This window comes from Paraliobacillus ryukyuensis, from assembly GCF_003315295.1.
GTDB classification, from domain to species: Bacteria; Bacillota; Bacilli; order Bacillales; family Amphibacillaceae; genus Paraliobacillus; species Paraliobacillus ryukyuensis.
Genome location: NZ_QNRI01000002.1, coordinates 419,649 through 438,110, shown reverse-complemented (window position 1 = coordinate 438,110; position 18,462 = coordinate 419,649). Strand labels below are relative to the sequence as shown.

Below are 18,462 nucleotides of genomic sequence, written 5' to 3'. Positions count from 1 at the left end.
GAATTCATGTGAGTTTTTGGACTTGGGTAGCCATAGCTATTGCTTTAGTTAGTGGTATATTTGCAGCTAATTTAGGAAAGAAGAAGACCAAAAATTAACGGGATTAAAATAAAACTAAGATTTGTTTTGAAACGACATCCAATCAATGCTTCTTGTATTAACGGGTGGCTTTAGTGGAACAAAAAGTTTTTGATTAGGCAGCCAGTTGCTTATTTAAGTAACTGGCAAGTTAGTTGAATATCTATAACAGAGAGGTGAGAAAAATATCAAATAATACTAGTGAATATTTTGTTAAAAAAGTTGGATGTGGGGAATCAATAATTTTCCTTCCTGCTGGCGGTTTTTCAGGGAATGAAGGTTTAAATATAGCAGAACATTTGAAAGAAAAGTTTGAAACCCACCTCATTGATTTGCCAGGTTTGGGGAAAAGCAAGAGTATAGATGGTAAGGTAACATCTTTGACATTGGCAAATTGGGTAAAAAAATACTTAGACCAAGCGATATCATTCAACACAGTTTTAAGTGCAGCATAATTCCCGTGAATATCTGTGATAATTGCGATGTTGCTTGTTGTCTCCATAACATTCACCTACTCTGTTCGTATTCAATTAATTGCTAGCCTTACCGCTTTTGTGGTAAGATTTTTCATTATCAATTTAATAATATTCCCAAGCTAACATGAATTTCTAATCTTTTTTTAGAATGATAGAATCAAAGAATTTTTTATGTTTATTATCGTATCTTTAGCAAATTAATGAAATGTGCGCTAGCCCAGCATCCACAGCATTTAGTTGGCTTATATATACCAGAAACCTCACGTAATCCTCCCCACAATTTATATTATTATACCGGTTTATTTGATAAATCGCATACCCTTATTTCTACGAATTCTACTTTATATCGAGTTAACTATGAAATCTCACTTCACGATCACTTCGTTTTCTACTTTATATTGGTTTAACCATCAAATTGTGCTTCACGCCCACTACGTTTTCTACTTTATATTGGTTTAACCATCAAATCGTGCTTCACGCCCACTACGTTTTCTACTTTATATTGGTTTAACCATCAAATCGTACTTCACGTCCACTTCGTTTTCTGCTTTATATTGGTTTAACCATCAAATCGCGCTTCACGCTCACTACGTTTTCTGCTTTATATTGGTTTAACCTTCAAATCGCGCTTCACGTCCACTACGATTTCTGCTTTATATCAATCGATCGAACAAACCCTCCTCGATCGCTCTTATGATTTTTACATTATCTACTTTAACGCGTCACATCACATACTCAAAAGACTCATTCTTTCATCTTCGGATCTAACGCATCTCGCAATCCATCCCCGATTAAATTAAACCCTAGCACAGTTAACATAATGGCGATGCCAGGAAAAAATACGGTCCATGGTGCTTGTTGTAAATAGGTTCGCGAATCAGATAACATTCTGCCCCACTCTGGATCTGGTGCTTGAGCGCCCAGGCCAAGAAATCCTAGGGCAGCCGCTTCCAATATAGCTGTTGCGACACATAAGGTTGCTTGAACGATAATCGGTGCCATGCTATTGGGCAAGATATGATAGATAATGATTCGGCTGTTTTTCATGCCGATCGATCGAGCTGCTTCTACATAATCTTCTTCTTTCAGCCCTAATACCTTGGAGCGAACTATCCGACCAAATGTAGGGACGTTAATAATCGCGATTGCTAACAACGCATTTTGCAAAGAAGGGCCGAGCACTGCCACAATAGCAATGGCTAATAAGATACTAGGAAATGCTAGTAATATATCAAATCCTCTCGAGATAAGGGCATCGATCCATTTACCATAATAACCGGCTATCACACCTACTAGAGTTCCGACAATGACGGAACCGATGACAGCAACAAATCCTACAGTTAATGACAATCGCGCGCCATGTAAAATACGACTAAGAATATCGCGGCCAAAATCATCCGTTCCTAGCCAATATTGACTTGATGGAGGCAACAGTCTTTCACCAGTTTTTTGTTCATTGATTCCTTCTGGTGCAATCAGACCAGCAAATACTGCTAAAATAATAAAAGCTAAGATAATCCCTAAACCGATAACTGCTAACTTATTCTTTTTATAATTATGCCATAGTAATCGTAAGAAAGAAGTTTTTTTCTCTATTTCTATTGGATTAGCAGGCTGTAATGGACTGTGTTCTAATTTTGGCACAAAAATCCCTCCTTAGTGACCAGTTAATATTTAATTCTTGGATCAAATGCGGCATAAAGCAAGTCAACGATCAGATTGATTAAAACAAAGATGGTAGCAATCACTAATATGCCTGCTTGAATGACTGGATAATCCCGATATTGAATTGCTTCATAAATATAACGACCAATCCCTGGCCAACTAAAAATCGTTTCCGTTAAAATCGCTCCACCTAATAGTAAGCCTGTCTGCAAACCAATAACCGTTAAAATCGGAATAAAAGCATTTTTTAAGGCGTGTTTATAGACAATCACAAACATCTTCTGTCCTTTTGCTCGAGCAGTACGAATATAATCTGAACGTAGTACCTCTAACATACTTGAACGCGTCATTCGGGCAAAAATTGCCATAGGAATGGTTCCGAGTGCAATTCCTGGCAAGAATAAATGCTTGATCACTACGACAAATTGGTCAAAATCACCTTGGATTAGCGTATCAATCATATAAATATGGGTGATTGGTGTGATCGGATCTCTAACTGATTCTCTACCGATCGATGGTAGCCAGCCTAACTCTAACGAGAACGCCCATTGTTCCATTAGACCAAGCCAAAAAACCGGCATCGAGATTCCGATTAAAGCAATAATCATTGCCGTATAATCGAAAATGGAATTTTGGAACCAAGCACTTAAAATCCCAGCATTCACTCCAATCACTACTGCAATAATTAAGGCAACGAAAGCAAGCTCAATTGTTGCAGCTAAATACGGCCAAATATCTGCACTAATTGGAGAGCTCGTACGAATCGATGTCCCAAGATCTCCAGTAATTAAGCCTTTCATATAAGAAAAATATTGTATGTAAATTGGATTATTTAAGCCAAGCTGTTCTCGCAAATTTTCTACTGCTTGCTCAGAAGCTTTATCACCAAGGATCGTTTGCGCGGGGTCCCCTGGAATTGCTCGGATGATTAAAAAAACTAGAATCGACATACCAATTAGGACAGGAATAAGCGCGCCTAAACGTCGGAATGTATACTTCAGCACCAGTATTCACCTCTCAAACATTTCTTTGTAAAAAATAAACAGTAAAACGGGAAAGCGAACAAACACTTCCCCACATAAATGGACGATCAATTACTCTGAAAAAGTAACATCTGTAAAATCTTCAGAACCAGTAGGAGCAGGTGTATAGTTTTCCAGTGTGCTAGAACCAGCCATTAACGATTCATAATGCACTAATGGAACGACTGGTGCATCTTTATGAATCAGTACTTGTGCTTGTTTATATAAGTCAGCACGGGCGGCATCATCTGTTGCAGCTTGTGCTTCTAACAAAATCTTATCAACCGCTTCATTGGAATAGAAAGAATAGTTATTTCCGCTACCTGTACCTAGTAACGTGTATAGAAAGTTATCCGCATCTCCATTATCACCGATCCAGCCAATTAAAAATGTTGGCATTTCTCCATTTTTGGCTTTTTCTAAATAGGTCGACCAATCCAAGGTCTGAATATTGGCTATAATACCGACATCCGCTAAATTTTTCTGAATTGATTCAGCAATCTTAGCTGGGGCTGGCATATATGGTCTAGGGTTATCCATGGTCCATAAATCAACTTCTAGTTCACCTGCTTCATAACCAGCTTCCGCTAGCAATTCTTTCGCTTTTTCCACATCATAAGCATATGGCTCAATTTCATCGTTATAGCCATCAATAGTTGGTGGCAACATGTTTTTTGCTGGTTCTGCATTTCCTTCAAAGAAACCTTCAATCAGTGCCTCTTTATCGATCGCATGATTGACTGCTTGACGGACAAGGGGATCATCAAATGGTGCGGTTTCATTGTTCATCGGCATGTAGGCCACATTTAGTGGGGCACGAGAGAATACTTTTAGGTTCTCGTCCGATTCAATAATTGTTTGATCAGATGGATTCACCCCATCCATTAAATCAATTTCACCATTTTGTAATGCGGTTAGACGAGCGGAGTTATCTGGGATAACTTGAAAAATCACGCGATTTAAATATGGTTTACCGTCTTCCCAGTAATCTTCATTTTTAACGAGCGTAATTGTCTCATTTCTAGCCCAATCATCTAACTTAAATGGACCTGTTCCTACTGGATTTTCCGCTAAAGAATCAAATGCTTCTGGACTGGCAATCGCAAAAGGAGACATGGCTAAGTTCTTTAAGAATGGTGCAGATGGACGTTTTAACTGGAAAGTTACTTCTAAATCACTGGTCGCTTCCACACGCTCAATAATATTCGCCTCATCTTCGCCATAGCCACCAAACATTGAACCATAGTAAATAAAGTCTTCCGCACTCATCCATCGTTCAAAATTAGCTACGACCGCTTCTGCATTAAACGGGGTGCCATCTTGGAAGGTAACACCATCACGTAAAGTCAATACAAAGGTTTTTCCATCTTCAGACGCTTCCCATTCCGTAGCAAGTGCAGGCTGTAACTTCGTAGTCCCGTCTTCATAGTCAATTAGTGTATCATAAATTTGTTGGGTAACATAAAATGTTTCACCATCGGTTTCTGTTGCAGGATCTAATGAAGTAGAGTCAGCCCCTCTCCCAAAAACTAGCGTATCCTGTAATTCTGTCGCTTTTTCTGTTTCTCCTGGGTCTTGTGTTTCCCCTTCTCCCTCCGTTGACGAATCCTCTGAACACCCGACAATTAGTAGCATGAAAACCAACAATAATCCAAAACGAATAAATTGCTTTTTCATCTTTTTCCCCCTCCATTAATTAAATTGCCATATCTTCTTTATCGTTGTAGAGATGACATACAACGTAATGGCCGTTCGAGTTTTGCCTAGCTTGTGGTACTTTTGTTTTGCATTTTTCCATGACTAGTGGACATCTGGTATGAAAAGGACAACCAGTAGGTGGATTAGACGGACTAGGAATATCTCCTTTTAATTCCGTTTCTTCTTTCTCAAAGTCAGGAGCAGGTATTGGAACCGAAGATAATAATGCTTTGGTATATGGATGCTTCGGATGATCATATAAATCATCACGATTGGCTAATTCCACAATTCGCCCGAGATACATAACCGCCACACGATTACTAATATGACGAACCACGCTTAAGTCATGGGCAATAAATAGATAGGTTAACTCAAACTTTTTTTGTAAATCATCTAGTAAATTCAGTACTTGTGCTTGAACAGACACATCAAGTGCGGATACGGGTTCGTCGGCAATAATTAACTTTGGCCTTACTGCTAATGCTCGCGCAATCCCAATTCGTTGCCGCTGTCCCCCACTGAATTGATGGGGGTACCTTTTGGCGTAGTCACTACTCAAGCCAACGATTTCTAATAACTCTCGAACCCGTTCTTTTCTCTCAATTTTATTGCCCATTTTATGTACAATCATTGGTTCTTCAATGATCCGCTCAATCGTGTGTCTTGGATTTAATGAAGCATACGGGTCTTGAAAAATCATTTGTACATCTTTTCGCATCGCACGCATCTGCTTAATCGAAAGATCAACCAGATTTTTCCCTTGAAAAACAATCGATCCTTCCGTTGCGTCAATTAAGCGCATCAACATGCGACCGGTTGTTGACTTTCCGCACCCTGATTCCCCGACAATGCCAAGGGTCTCTCCTTTTTTCAACGTAAAAGATACGCCATCAACTGCTTTCACAACATGCTTATGGTTAAAATATTTTTTTAAATTTGTTACTTCTAATATAGTTTCTGTCATCTATTGCTTCCCCTCCTTACTTTTCGTGGTAGAGCCAGCACCTCACCTGTTGGGAGCCTTCAGTGGAGCAAAGCTTGGGCATTTCTTGTCCACAGGTTTCAAATGCATAGGCACATCTCGGTGCAAATACACAACCTGATTTAATTTGGCCTGGTTTTGGTACATTGCCTGGAATGGAATATAACTTGTCTTTTCGTTGTCTTAAATCTGGTACCGATTGAATTAACCCTTTGGTATAAGGATGCTTTGGATCATTGAATATTTCTTTCACGGTTGCTTCTTCGACTATTTTTCCTGCATACATCACAACCACACGATCACACATCTCTGCAACCACACCTAAATCATGCGTGATCAATATAATAGCCGTGTGCATTTCGCTATTTAATTGTTTCATCAAATTCAAGATTTGTTTTTGAATGGTGACATCCAATGCGGTAGTCGGTTCATCTGCAATGAGCACTTTCGGTTCGCAGATAAATGCCATCGCAATCATCACACGTTGCCGCATTCCACCAGATAATTGATGAGGATACTGGCTCATGAGTTCGTCAACCCGAGATAAACCTACTTTTTGAAGCATGTCCATCGCTTGCTCTTTTGCTTGTTTTCTTGATTTGTCAGTATGTATTCGAACCCCTTCGATTAATTGATCGCCAATTTTTATGACCGGATTTAAGGATGTCATTGGTTCTTGAAAAATCATCGCAATTTCATTTCCCCGAATCTTCTGCATTTGCTTTTCTGACGCCTCCGTTAAATCTTTCCCATCAAACAATATTTCGCCACCTGTGATTTTGCCTGGTGGAGAAGGAACTAATCCCATTACAGAAAGAGAAGTAACGCTTTTTCCACAACCAGATTCACCAACAATGCCCAGTACTTCCCCAGGATTCACATAAAAACTTACATCATCAACCGCTGGAACGGTTCCTTCATCCGTAATAAATTGCGTTTGTAATTCCTTTACATGTAAAAGATGACTGTTCACGATATCGCCCCCTCCCATCCATCTTCTGTTTTTTATAATAATAGAGAAATTTAATAGTTCTCCACTTTTTTCTGATTTATCTGATAATTATGCAGCTATTGAAAAAAATAGAAGGACATATAACAACTTAACCATAATTTTTCTTCTTTAAATATTTATGCAGTAAGAATAGTTGATTATTCAATTCATTTTAAAAGAATTAGAATAAACGCCTATCTTAGAACATAAAAAAACTACCTGTTTTTCAAGAACAGATAGCTTTGCTTTATAATTACACTTTCTAACGAATATCCAGATATCATTCATCTTTAACTGATGGTTGATCAGTTTTACAATTTACAAATAGAAGGTAGAATTAGTTACCATAAGACCTACTTCTTTGGATTTCCTCTATATCTTATTCAATCAAGAGATCACTTCTTGATACTTCACAGCTTTGTTTAACAATTTTGTCATCATGCTCGTCTTCTAATTAAACGATATCAATATGAACTAAGATTGCAGCACCGTTTTCAGAAATAATCCCTTCCCCATGCCCAGTTACGAGAATGGCAGCCATTCCACCATTAAGCGAGGGGCAACTTTTTCAACTAATGGTTAAATAGCAACATTACTACTTCTCATTGCAATAGAAGCATATACTTTGCAACTGATTTTGAACAAAGGTTTGATCTCTACTTATAATGAACTCTATTACTCACGTTTTTCATTTTCAGCCACTGTTTTCCTAGTAACTGCAGCATCTTATTGCTTACGTACTGCTTTTGATGATTCTGCGTGAAAACCAAAAATATACGTAAGTACAAAGCCAATAATTAACGAAGCTAAGACTCCAATTAGATAGAATTGCCATGGTGTATTAATTGGAATGGTAAGTATACTACTATTGATGTTGAAGGATAGTGACGTAATCTCAAATAATCCGTTAATAGCTCCACCTATTGCACCAGCAATAACTACGTAGGGGATCGTTCGTTTATAACGAAGTAAAATACCATATAAGATTGGCTCCATAACACCCAACAATCCTGGTACTGCTGTGGAAGCAGCTAACGATTTTAGTTCATTATTTTTTGTTTTCACAAATACACCAAATACAACACCAATTTGCGCAAAAGTTGCTGCTGCCCATAGTGGACCAATGGCATCCCCACCATTTGCTAAGTTTTCCAACATAATAGGAACGATCCACCAATGCAATCCTAGTAAAACAAGGAATGTCATCAACCCACCAACGACAGCACCAGCTAAAACATCATTTGCTTCCATTAAATAGTTAATTCCCGATGCAACTCCATTACCAAAGTAATCATCAAATGCTCCAAATACAATCACGGTAAAAGGTACAATGATCGCTAAAGATAACATAGGAATTAAGAATAATTGCAGGTTTTTATGAATTATTTTTTTCAAAAATCGCTCTAGTAATGCAAATACAGCAATGGCGATGAAAATCGGAAATACAGTCGATGAATAATCCATGGTTACAACCGGAATACCGATAAAAGAACTTCCATCTTCTAAATTTGTAAAATTCGGTTCTAATAACGCAGCCCCAATGGCACCACCAACATAACCATTTGCACCTAATTTTCGTGCACTCGTCACACCCAACATGACTGGTAAGAAATAAAATACTGCATTACCTGCTGCAGAAAGAATTGCGAATGTATCATTCATACCAGCTTCTTCCGTATTTAAAATATGTAAGGAAGCAAAAACAATAACAAGTGCTTTTAACATACCGGCTCCTACTAGTACTGGAACGAGTGGAGTGAAGCTTCCTGCAATAAATTCAAAGATGCGTTCAAAGATGTATAATCCAATATTTCTTTTGGATTTGCCATCTCCTTGTTCTGGAGAATTAGATCCATCAATATTAGCAATCTTTTTTATCTCTGCATATATTTCCGATACATGATTACCGACAGCTATGTAAAACTGCCCATCATCAACAACTACGCTACATATGCCGTCTTTTTTTTCTAACGTCTCTTTGTCAGCTTTCTCATGATCATGCAACGAAAATCGCAGTTTGGTTGCACAACAATACAAGTTATAAATATTCTCTTCCCCACCAACTAAGTCTATAATATCTTTCGCTAAGTCACGATTACTCACTTTATTCACTCCTTATTTATTTCAGCAGTTCTTAAACAAACGAAAAAACCTGAACGGAGACCTTCAAACGAAAAATATACTTTTCTCGCTTCGAACGCATCCATTCAGGTTTTGCCATGTGAAATTACAATTCCATTTCTCTACTTATTACAAGATAAATGTAAATCGCAAAGTAAAAAGAGCTTCATTTGTTAATCCCTTACTACAATGCAAACTGATAGGCTTCTGAGTATTTCTTTCCAGATTTAATTATCAAGTGAATCTTCCTCAAGAACAGATCACCTTGTAAAATCCGATAAGCACAATAATGTAAATGCGTTATAAATCAATTGTCTTTGATAAAACCCTCGGCAGTCTCAATACCATAATGCAATTCTATCATTTGGATAACATCAGGTACCTGCCCTATCCTTCATTTCATCATTTCCCTAGAGTTTTGCCCTAGTGAGCATTGGCAAACTACAAAGCGATGAAACAATCTCATTATCTGTCAGGCAAATGCAACTTTGCGCTTCAATGACCATTAACACACTTGTTTCATTCTCGATATTCTTCCTTATAAAACTATAAAGTTATCTATAACTTCCATAGTATATAAAAAACACCATATAAAAACCATCAATCAAATATACTAATTGTAAATAGTATTTTTTCCTCATATATTTCTATTTAGATAGCTTCTTCCTACTGTCACAACCTACAATAATTAACTCCTATCGTGCATCCATTAACGTTTTCAAGATGTAATCAAAATTCATACAACTACTAAGTATCTACAGAATGATAGACTTCTTCTCGAATCCATGTCACTTCAGCTTGATCTACTCCATAACGTAAGGAATTCGTTACGACTTGCTGATGTAACACTCCTAGTACAAATCTATCCTCTTTCCGAGCAAGATTTATTCCATATACCCTTTTATCACACAAATCTGCCCTCTTTTCGCACGAGATTTATTCTATATAGCCCTTTATCGCACAAATCTCCCCTCTTTTCGCACGAGATTTATTCTATATACTCCTTTATTGCATAAATCTCCACTCTTTCCATCCACGATTTCTTTAAAGAAATGCAATTTTAAAAATCCCCACTACCTAAATAGTGAGGAATCTATCATTTATTTATCAATTTTTACTTTACTATCAATCTGTTGCTCCACTGCAAGTTTACGTGAAACCTGTACTGTCCCCCAAAGCGTCGGGAGCATCAAGATCGACACTGGTACGGCGGTCACGACAATTGCATTTTGAATTGCACTGACACTGTTTTCACCAATCGCCAATAGTACAATCGACAACAAACCAAACATTAAAACCCAGAACACGCGAATCAGTCTGTTAGGTTCATCACTACCAGTTAGTGATACTGCCACGGTATACGATATAGAATCCACTGTTGTCGCAACAAAGATCAACGAGATGAATAAGAAGCCAATGGCTAAATAAAAGCCTAATGGAAGTTGATCCATAATTGCCATTACCGCTGCTGGTTTTCCACCACTATTTAATGGTTCAGAAATAGATCCAGGTGAATCTAGTTCAGCCTTAATTCCTGTCCCGCCAATAACGGAGAACCAAAAATTAGTAACCAATGGCGCGATAATGGACACAGCTACTACTAATTGTCTGATCGTCCGGCCTCGTGATATTCTCGCAATAAAAATTGCCATCATTGGTCCATACCCTAAGAACCAACCCCAGAAGAATACCGTCCAAGCACCTAACCATGCTTGATTACCTTGATATAAAGCCATTGTTAACATGTTTTGCAAATGAAATCCTTCTGCTGAAATAAAATGATTGATAATAAACATCGTCGGACCTAATATCAAGACACATCCTGCTAAAACAACCGTCAATCCTACGTTCACTTTACTTAAGAATTGAATTCCGCGGTCAATACCAGTAGCAACTGAGATCGCAGCAATCACGACTAGTACACTAACCACAATAATATTGGTAACTAGTGTGTTTGGGATATCAAATAGTACATGCATACCGTAACCTACTTGTAAACCTAGAAAACCAATTGGCCCCATCGTACCAGCAGCTACTGCCACAATGGAGATCACATCAGCAAGAATGCCGATAATACTTTTTTTATGAAATATTTTTTCTCCAAAAAGAGGATAGAGCATGCCTCTTGGTTTCATTGGATAGTCTTTATGATAGTGCACATACATTAACACGATGGTAGCTAATGTACCTAAAATCGACCAAGCTAAGAATCCCCAATGTAAGAAGCTCTGTGCTAACGCTGGATCCACGCCCGCTAAGGCCGAGGAGTTATCGTCAAAAAGAGGTGGGTTGGAGATAAAATGCATTAAGGGGCCTGAAGCTGCCCAGAATACACCACCGCTGGCAAGCAATGTACAAAGAATCATTGCAATCCAACGATAAGATCCGTGCTCCGGTTTGCGTAATTTTCCTAAACGGACCTTTCCATATTTTGAAATTGCTAAAACCATACCTATTACAAAATTAGCTAATAATAATAATTCCCAATACGAACCAAAAAATGTTGCTGAAAACTGGAAGGATTGATTAATCCAACCTTCTACCATACTTAAATCAATCATTGCCAATACAACAAATAGGACTAATAAACCTCCACTTATAAAAAGTACCGTCCGATCTGTTGTGTGATTTGGCGTCTTACTGTCATCTTTATCCAATGTTGTCCTCCTGATGTAGATAAGTAAGTTCCTGAGATAATAAAATTTTTATGAAATTGTAACGTTTATTAAGCATTCAAAAAAATGTCCACTATTCTAAAGCAAAATGAAACGATTGAAATATATAAATGTGTACTATCATAGTTAAACTATACTTATAAATTTTTTATACTTCTTCTTCTCCAAAAAGTATAGGAGATTATTATAAGATAGTGTATATGTATAGGTCAAGTGAGAAAGAAAACACCTTTTCATTCGATCAATTCTATCTTACACCATGAAAAAACCAATCAAGATACTATTTCCCGATTGGTTTTTCGTAATACAAATAGGTGATTCAGCATCATTTACATCCCTGTTTTAAAATCAATTCCGGATAAATCTGTTTCTTCTTCCTCTGTTTCTTCATCATTTATCGCTTCGTTTTCATCTTCCTTAGCTGCTGGTTTCCATACCGATAGAATAGTAGCTGTTATAACCGTACCGATTCCTAGACACATTAGGAAATAAAACGGATTAATCATCAAAGGAACAACTAGTAAACCACCATGAGGCACAGTACTACCAACACCCAGAGTCATCGAAAGTCCACCACCGACAGCTGATCCAAGGGAACAAGCTGTTACCACTCGTATGATATCTCTAGCAGCTATCGGGATAACACCTTCCGTAATCATACATATTCCCATTGGAACCGCCGCTTTCAAAGCTTCTCGCTCTATCTTCGTATATTTATATCTCGTAATCAAGAAAGAAAGTCCTATACCAAACGGAGGTACCATTGAACCAATAAACTTAACTGCTTGCGGACCATAAACACCATCAACTAGTAAGCCATCAGCAAAAAGTGACATAGTCTTATTGACGGGACCACCAAAATCAAAACTAGCCATTGCTCCTAGGATAGATCCCATCGCAAAACTAGAACCACCTTCCATTGACTCTAGCATATTTAATAAAAGATTTTGCAATGCAGAGATAGGTTGACCAATAATAGTTATCATCAACAAACCACTGATAACCGTGGCAAGAACAGGGATAATCATGACGGGCATGAGCCCAGCCATACTGTTTGGTACTTTTACATATTTTTTGATTAAAATTACTGTATAACCAACAAGAAAGCCACCAATAATCCCACCTATAAAACCGCTTTCAATTTCATTTGCTATATACCCTATCACAAGTCCAGGTGCTAAACCCGGTCGATCTGCGATTGATAACGCAATAGAGCCCGCAATTAAAGGAACAACTAATTGCATTCCCCATCCACCGATCTGATTTAGATAGTACGGAATCGTCCCTTCAGCTTCTGCAACATCTACGCCACCAAATATTTGTCCAAGTGCTATACAAATACCTGCCGCTACGATCAGAGGAATCATGTACGATATTCCTGTTAGTAAGTGTTTTTTTACAATGATGCCTATCTGTTTCATGATTAATGCTCCTTCCTCAATTAAGTTGTAGCATTCAATTCATCTTCAATTTTTTTCATAAGTGCTTTAGGTGACTTCATTGCAATATGCGTCGGGATTTGAATAACTTTCTTTTCTTTAAAACGATCGCGACCTGAAATGCTGATATCTGCTGCGATAATCACTGCATCCGCTTCTATTATTTCCTGATTTGTTAATTCATCTTCCGTTCCAATCGTTCCTTGTGTTTCTATTTTCACTTGATGTCCAGCTTCTTTTGCAGCATTCAACAGCTTTTCTTTAGCTAGATACGTATGAGCTACTCCAGCAGTACAAGCTGCGACTCCAATAATTTTCATTTTTCTTCCTCCTTTTCTGTCAAACGATTATCATGCTAGTTATCAGCTACCAAGACCCTAGTTACTGACTACCTTCCTGTAACGTTTCGATTACCTTTTTTGGACTATTTGCATGTTTTACCGTATCGCAAACATAATCATTTGCAAGTGAGCCAGCAATCTTAGCTAGTAATTTCAAATGCAGATTATTCTTGTCTTTATCACTTACTGCAAAAAGGATAAATGTACTAATTGGCTCATCATCTAATGTTTCCCACGCTACTGCCGTTTTGGTTCTGCCAATAGCTATGGCAGTTTGACGCACACTATCAGACTTCCCATGTGGTATCGCTATGCCATTACCGATTCCTGTAGCCCCTCCTTGTTCACGTTCATAAACATCTTGGATAAATTGCGCTTTAGATTCAACCATACCTTTTTGTACTAGTAAATCAACTAGCTGTGAAATGACTTCTTCTTTTGTTGTCGCATCCATTTCTAAATCGATTGTTTCTTCCGTCATTAATTCGGATAAATCAATCACTTCTGTTTCCATCTTTTAGCCTCCTCTCTTTCAATCCACTTATTTTGTTAGAGCTGAACCGAGTTCTCCTAATTTATAAAGTGAAGCTTTGTTAGTTGATCCGAAGAGATCCATCTTATATCGTAAAACTTCTTTTGCTGCTTCATTGGCTTTTGGAAATAATACATCGGGTTCAAAATCATCTGGATTTTTAGCTAATGTTTCACGTAATTGATTAAAGAATCCCCTTTTCATATCACTCGATAGATTGATCTTGGAAATCCCGTATTTGGTTGAATTTCGAATATCTTCATCAGGATTATCCGATCCACCATGTAGCACCAGCGGAATACTCACTTGACGATTGATCGCTTCTAAACGATCTAACTGAATTTCAGGTTTTAACGTTTTTGGATAAAAACCATGCGAAGTCCCAATTGCAACAGCTAACGTATCACAATTCGTTCTTTCAACGAACTCTTTCGCTTGTTCAGGATCGGTGTATAATATCTCTGCTGCTCCTCCTTCAGAGCTACCGATATTCTCCCCTATAGTTCCTAACTCTGCTTCAACTGAAACGCCAACTGAATGAGCAATTTTAACCGCTTCTTTAGTCAACTCGATATTCTCTTCAAAAGACAAATGAGAGCCGTCAATCATAACGGAAGTATATCCGTTTCGAATTGCTCGTAATGTACCTTCTATCGTTCCGCAATGATCTTGGTGAATTACTACTGGTACACTTGCCTTTTTCGCAGCTTCTCGAGCATAAGCGACAAAGGCATCTCCTACCAAATCTAGCTCATTTGGGTGGATTTGAATGATGGCAGGTGATTTTTTTTCTTCAGCCGTCTCAATAATCGCTCGTAATAACTCATTATTAGATACATTGTAAGAACCCACCGCAAATTTATTTTTATGTGCCACCGACAACATTTGATTCATTGTTAATAACATGTTCATTCCTCCATTTGTTTAATTTAAAATATCTATAAACTGGTCATAACTATCTGTGCGCATTAACTGTTGAATTTTAAATTCATTTCGCATTAGTTGATATATTTCGCGATAGATATATTCATATCTAAGTTCATCTTTCTCACTAAGAATAAGTAGAAAGACCAATCGGACCGTTCGTTCTCCCCAATTCAGCTTAGCATGATTAATTCCTATATAAATAGAGGACTGTTCTTCCTCTGATGAAAACAAAGGATGCGGTAACGCAATATCGTTTCCAATATCTGTTGAGGAAAGCGATTCACGATCCAGAATACTTTTGTGATACTGCTGTAGATTGAAATGCTCTACCATTTGTTCAAGAAAAGATTCTTTTGACGATTCATTTAAATAGATAAATTGATGTTCATCGACCCTATTTTGAATAATACCAAATGTGATATTTTGTTTAATACGCATCAAGTCGTCTGCATTTAAGAACGTATTCACCGTCATTGTATGTCGAAACTTCATTTCTAATGGAAATGTAGAAACCACTAGAGATACATTTTCGGGAATTTCATGAATTTCAGTTTTGGCATAGGTACCCATTATTTGAATATTAGGAAAGTTTTTCTCAATCTTTTGTTTGCGTAAAGTTACTGTAATATCCTGATATTCACTTACTAAGGCAACCTTGGTCGATAAATCATTCAATCTTTCCAAAGAAGCTTCAATATGCAATGCGATATAGCCGACTTCATTTTCTACCATTGGAACGGCAAATTTTTGACTAATTAATTTTGAAAAAACAATTGCCATCTGATAAGCCTGGATGTATTCCGACTTAATATAAGTCAAATACTTATTTGTTGTATAGATGTGATGCTTTAGTGGACAAATCACTCTTTTTAAATGATTCTCCAATCCATCTACCAGCTTCTGATCATTCAAGAAGTCATAGCCATATCTTTTTCCTAATGTGAATAAAGACTCTTTAACTTCAAAACCCATATCTTGAGCCATTGGTAAATTACTAGCATAAAGCGTTTGAAAAACATTCAACCCAATTAATTGTAAGGCCAAAAATTCAATTTCAGGTAATATTTCAGCTTCATTTGGACTCGATATTTTTTGGATTAATTTAGAAGCAAATACAAATTCTTTACTCGTTTTATTAATCGAACGAACTTGTATTTCATTTGATGGAATGGAAAAGTTAGGTATTCTTTGCTTTTGAATAAGTAGACTCACTAATAAAGAGGACCACTTCTCAGTTTCCATCCTCACTTCAAACTCTGCTATCACGGTGTCGAAATTATAGATAACGCTTTCAATTTCTTCCCGAGTAAAATAGCTACTAAATAAATAACTCAATTCATGCACTAATTCTTCTCTTGTACTGAATTCTTTTTTAACAAAACTAGCCAATAGCTGTCGTTTGTCAATTTCATTGCCGTTAAAACGAATGCCACAAAAAGCTTCTGTTTTCAATGATAAGGAAAGCTGTTGTCTGCCAATAGACTCTGAAATCTTAATTAAATCAGAACTAATTGTCTGTGCAGAAACAAATAATTGATCAGCAATATCTTGGTTGACTTTCCATTCTTGGCTTTTAATCAGTAACTGAATAATAAAAAATGCTCGTTGATTAAATTCAAAATAGACAGTTGAATTAAAATCTTGCATTTTTCCTTCAATACGATAACCCAATCGATTGTTTGAATAAATGTGCGCATCAACCAAATAGTGATTATTTAAATAACTAATATCGTTTCGAACTGTACGCGTACTTACACCTAATTGTTCGCTGAGTATCTTTCCGCTTATATGCTCTCCCCTTTCATTAGTGAATCGTATTAATTGGAGTAACTTGGCATGTCTGTCTTTCATTAACCTCGCCTCCTAAGTTCATTATAGGTTTACTTCCTACTCCTATGCTATAATAAGTGTTTTCCTTTCCAATAAGGAAAGCGCTCACATAAATATTTCGTTATTAATATATAAAGCCATCGTATCATATTGCAAGCACAATTTTCGTTAGATATCTATTAAATAACTTACATCCACAAATGAGTATAACTCGTAAGTTATCAGACCTTCACTTTTTATCTTTTTACCATTCCCTACGCTTATGTATAGGTTAAGTGAGCAATGCCACGACTTAAACTATTTCATCTACACTGGCAATATACAAATATATGGTCATAAATTATTGTAAATGTTTCCTTATATTAACAATATATAAACCCAAAACCTTTTGCATAAAAAACAAAAATGAATTTTTATGCAAAATGACATTGACGAAAACGATTCGTTTCCATTATTATTAATACCATTATAATTATTAGAAAATTAGCAATTTAGAGAAAGAAGGCGAAGGGATGCAAAACTTATTTGAAATATTAGATCAACTATACGAGGAAGCAGTAGAAATTCGGAGATATCTTCATCAATATCCGGAATTATCGTTTGAAGAAGTGGAAACACCAAAATATATTGCCAATTATCATAAACAATTGGGACATGACGTACGCACAGGTGTAGGAGGTAGAGGTGTGGTTGCCAAACTAACAGGCGCGAAACCTGGTCCAACAATTGCGTTACGTGCCGACTTTGATGCCCTACCAATCCAAGAACAAACCGATGTACCTTTTAAATCTAAAAATGATGGGGTCATGCATGCTTGTGGTCATGATGCCCATACCGCGACATTATTAATTTTAGCAAAAGCGCTCAACCAACTACAAGATGAGCTCAGTGGTACGGTTGTTTTTATCCACCAACATGCTGAAGAGTATCAACCTGGTGGCGCGATTGCCATGATTGAAGATGGATGTCTCAATGGGGTAGACGTCATCTTTGGTACCCATGTTTGGGCAACAGGCCCAGTAGGGAGTGTTGGTTATCGCAGTGGTCCAGTCATGGCAGCCGCTGACCGCTTCCACCTGACTGTAAAAGGAAAAGGAGGCCATGGTGCACAACCTCATCTTACCAAAGATGCCGTTGTTATTGGATCGCAAGTGGTTACTAATTTACAGCAAATTGTAAGTAGACGAGTGGACCCACTTGCATCAGCTGTCGTATCCGTCGGTAACTTTGTCGCTCAAAATGCATTTAACGTGATCGCAGACACGGTCCAAATTGATGGAACCGTCCGCACGTTTAAAGAATCCGTTCGTACCAAGGTAGAGCAAGAAATGAAACGCATTGTAGAGGGAACTTGTTTAGCGAGTGATGCGGACTATGATTTTAACTTTGTTCGAGGTTATCCAGCTGTTCACAATACCGAAAAAGAAACCAATTATGTAGCAGAACTGGCGAAAACTATTCCAGGCGTGGATGACGTTTATGAAATTGAACCACAAATGGGCGGAGAAGATTTTGCCTACTATTTAGAGCATGTGAAAGGAACATTTTTCTTCACAGGTGCACAACATCCCGATTGGGAAGAAACCTATCCACATCATCATCCGAAATTTGATATTGATGAACGCTGCATGTTGCATGCCAGTAAAGTATTGGGCAAAGCTGTTTTAAACTATAAATAAAAAATT

At 37.4% G+C, this 18,462-nt stretch carries 15 protein-coding genes; 2 read left to right on the top strand and 13 right to left on the bottom strand.

The window, feature by feature from the left end; genetic code table 11:
• Positions 1-233: 233 nt before the first annotated feature.
• Positions 234-533, top strand: a complete 300-nt coding sequence (locus tag DES48_RS15775) for an alpha/beta fold hydrolase (protein WP_147232383.1) — start codon at positions 234-236, stop codon at positions 531-533.
• 765 nt (positions 534-1,298) lie between these two features.
• Here DES48_RS15775 and DES48_RS05320 read toward each other — a convergent pair.
• The 13 genes from DES48_RS05320 to DES48_RS05265 form a co-directional block, all read right to left on the bottom strand.
• Complete coding sequence (locus DES48_RS05320) at positions 1,299-2,156, bottom strand: ABC transporter permease (protein ID WP_245911317.1); 858 nt, start codon at positions 2,154-2,156, stop codon at positions 1,299-1,301.
• Positions 2,157-2,221: 65 nt separating this feature from the next.
• Complete coding sequence (locus DES48_RS05315) at positions 2,222-3,223, bottom strand: ABC transporter permease (protein ID WP_113867461.1); 1,002 nt, start codon at positions 3,221-3,223, stop codon at positions 2,222-2,224.
• A 90-nt stretch (positions 3,224-3,313) separates the two neighbouring features.
• Positions 3,314-4,918, bottom strand: coding sequence for an ABC transporter substrate-binding protein (locus tag DES48_RS05310; protein WP_113867460.1), 1,605 nt, complete (start codon positions 4,916-4,918; stop codon positions 3,314-3,316).
• A 19-nt stretch (positions 4,919-4,937) separates the two neighbouring features.
• Positions 4,938-5,903: an ABC transporter ATP-binding protein gene (locus tag DES48_RS05305; protein ID WP_113867458.1), complete on the bottom strand. Its 966-nt coding sequence runs from the start codon at positions 5,901-5,903 to the stop codon at positions 4,938-4,940.
• A gap of 16 nt (positions 5,904-5,919) precedes the next feature.
• Positions 5,920-6,912 carry an ABC transporter ATP-binding protein gene (locus DES48_RS05300; RefSeq protein WP_170126171.1) on the bottom strand — a complete coding sequence of 331 codons (993 nt, stop codon included), beginning with the start codon at positions 6,910-6,912 and terminating at the stop codon, positions 5,920-5,922.
• A 726-nt stretch (positions 6,913-7,638) separates the two neighbouring features.
• Positions 7,639-9,015 (bottom strand): PTS transporter subunit EIIC, encoded by a 1,377-nt coding sequence (locus tag DES48_RS05295; RefSeq protein WP_170126170.1) that lies wholly within the window; start codon positions 9,013-9,015, stop codon positions 7,639-7,641.
• A 765-nt stretch (positions 9,016-9,780) separates the two neighbouring features.
• Positions 9,781-9,945 carry a hypothetical protein gene (locus tag DES48_RS15880; RefSeq protein ID WP_170126169.1) on the bottom strand — a complete coding sequence of 55 codons (165 nt, stop codon included), beginning with the start codon at positions 9,943-9,945 and terminating at the stop codon, positions 9,781-9,783.
• A gap of 188 nt (positions 9,946-10,133) precedes the next feature.
• Entirely contained in the window at positions 10,134-11,690 is a 1,557-nt protein-coding gene (locus DES48_RS05290) for a BCCT family transporter (protein WP_113867454.1), read from the bottom strand.
• Positions 11,691-12,037: 347 nt separating this feature from the next.
• Positions 12,038-13,132: a PTS fructose transporter subunit IIC gene (locus tag DES48_RS05285; protein WP_245911315.1), complete on the bottom strand. Its 1,095-nt coding sequence runs from the start codon at positions 13,130-13,132 to the stop codon at positions 12,038-12,040.
• Between the two features lie 17 nt (positions 13,133-13,149).
• Positions 13,150-13,467: a PTS fructose transporter subunit IIB gene (locus tag DES48_RS05280; protein WP_113867451.1), complete on the bottom strand. Its 318-nt coding sequence runs from the start codon at positions 13,465-13,467 to the stop codon at positions 13,150-13,152.
• 61 nt (positions 13,468-13,528) lie between these two features.
• Positions 13,529-14,002 carry a PTS sugar transporter subunit IIA gene (locus tag DES48_RS05275; RefSeq protein WP_245911301.1) on the bottom strand — a complete coding sequence of 158 codons (474 nt, stop codon included), beginning with the start codon at positions 14,000-14,002 and terminating at the stop codon, positions 13,529-13,531.
• Positions 14,003-14,029: 27 nt separating this feature from the next.
• Positions 14,030-14,926: a ketose-bisphosphate aldolase gene (locus tag DES48_RS05270; protein WP_113867449.1), complete on the bottom strand. Its 897-nt coding sequence runs from the start codon at positions 14,924-14,926 to the stop codon at positions 14,030-14,032.
• An 18-nt stretch (positions 14,927-14,944) separates the two neighbouring features.
• The gene (locus DES48_RS05265; RefSeq protein WP_113867447.1) at positions 14,945-16,798 is read right to left on the bottom strand and encodes a BglG family transcription antiterminator; all 1,854 of its coding nucleotides are present in this window, start codon (positions 16,796-16,798) and stop codon (positions 14,945-14,947) included.
• A 491-nt stretch (positions 16,799-17,289) separates the two neighbouring features.
• Here DES48_RS05265 and DES48_RS05260 point away from each other — a divergent pair, with 491 nt between their 5' ends.
• The gene (locus tag DES48_RS05260; RefSeq protein ID WP_113867446.1) at positions 17,290-18,456 is read left to right on the top strand and encodes a M20 family metallopeptidase; all 1,167 of its coding nucleotides are present in this window, start codon (positions 17,290-17,292) and stop codon (positions 18,454-18,456) included.
• Positions 18,457-18,462 lie beyond the last annotated feature (6 nt).

Excerpts from the sequence above, each read along its gene's own strand:
- DES48_RS05310 (WP_113867460.1), bottom strand. The coding sequence starts at position 4,918 with ATGAAAAAGCAATTTATTCGTTTTGGATTATTGTTGGTTTTCATGCTA.
- DES48_RS05305 (WP_113867458.1), bottom strand. The coding sequence starts at position 5,903 with ATGACAGAAACTATATTAGAAGTAACAAATTTAAAAAAATATTTTAAC.
- DES48_RS05300 (WP_170126171.1), bottom strand. The coding sequence starts at position 6,912 with ATGGGAGGGGGCGATATCGTGAACAGTCATCTTTTACATGTAAAGGAA.
- DES48_RS05280 (WP_113867451.1), bottom strand. The coding sequence starts at position 13,467 with ATGAAAATTATTGGAGTCGCAGCTTGTACTGCTGGAGTAGCTCATACG.
- DES48_RS05275 (WP_245911301.1), bottom strand. The coding sequence starts at position 14,002 with ATGGAAACAGAAGTGATTGATTTATCCGAATTAATGACGGAAGAAACA.
- DES48_RS05270 (WP_113867449.1), bottom strand. The coding sequence starts at position 14,926 with ATGTTATTAACAATGAATCAAATGTTGTCGGTGGCACATAAAAATAAA.
- DES48_RS05265 (WP_113867447.1), bottom strand. The coding sequence starts at position 16,798 with ATGAAAGACAGACATGCCAAGTTACTCCAATTAATACGATTCACTAAT.
- DES48_RS05260 (WP_113867446.1), top strand. The coding sequence starts at position 17,290 with ATGCAAAACTTATTTGAAATATTAGATCAACTATACGAGGAAGCAGTA.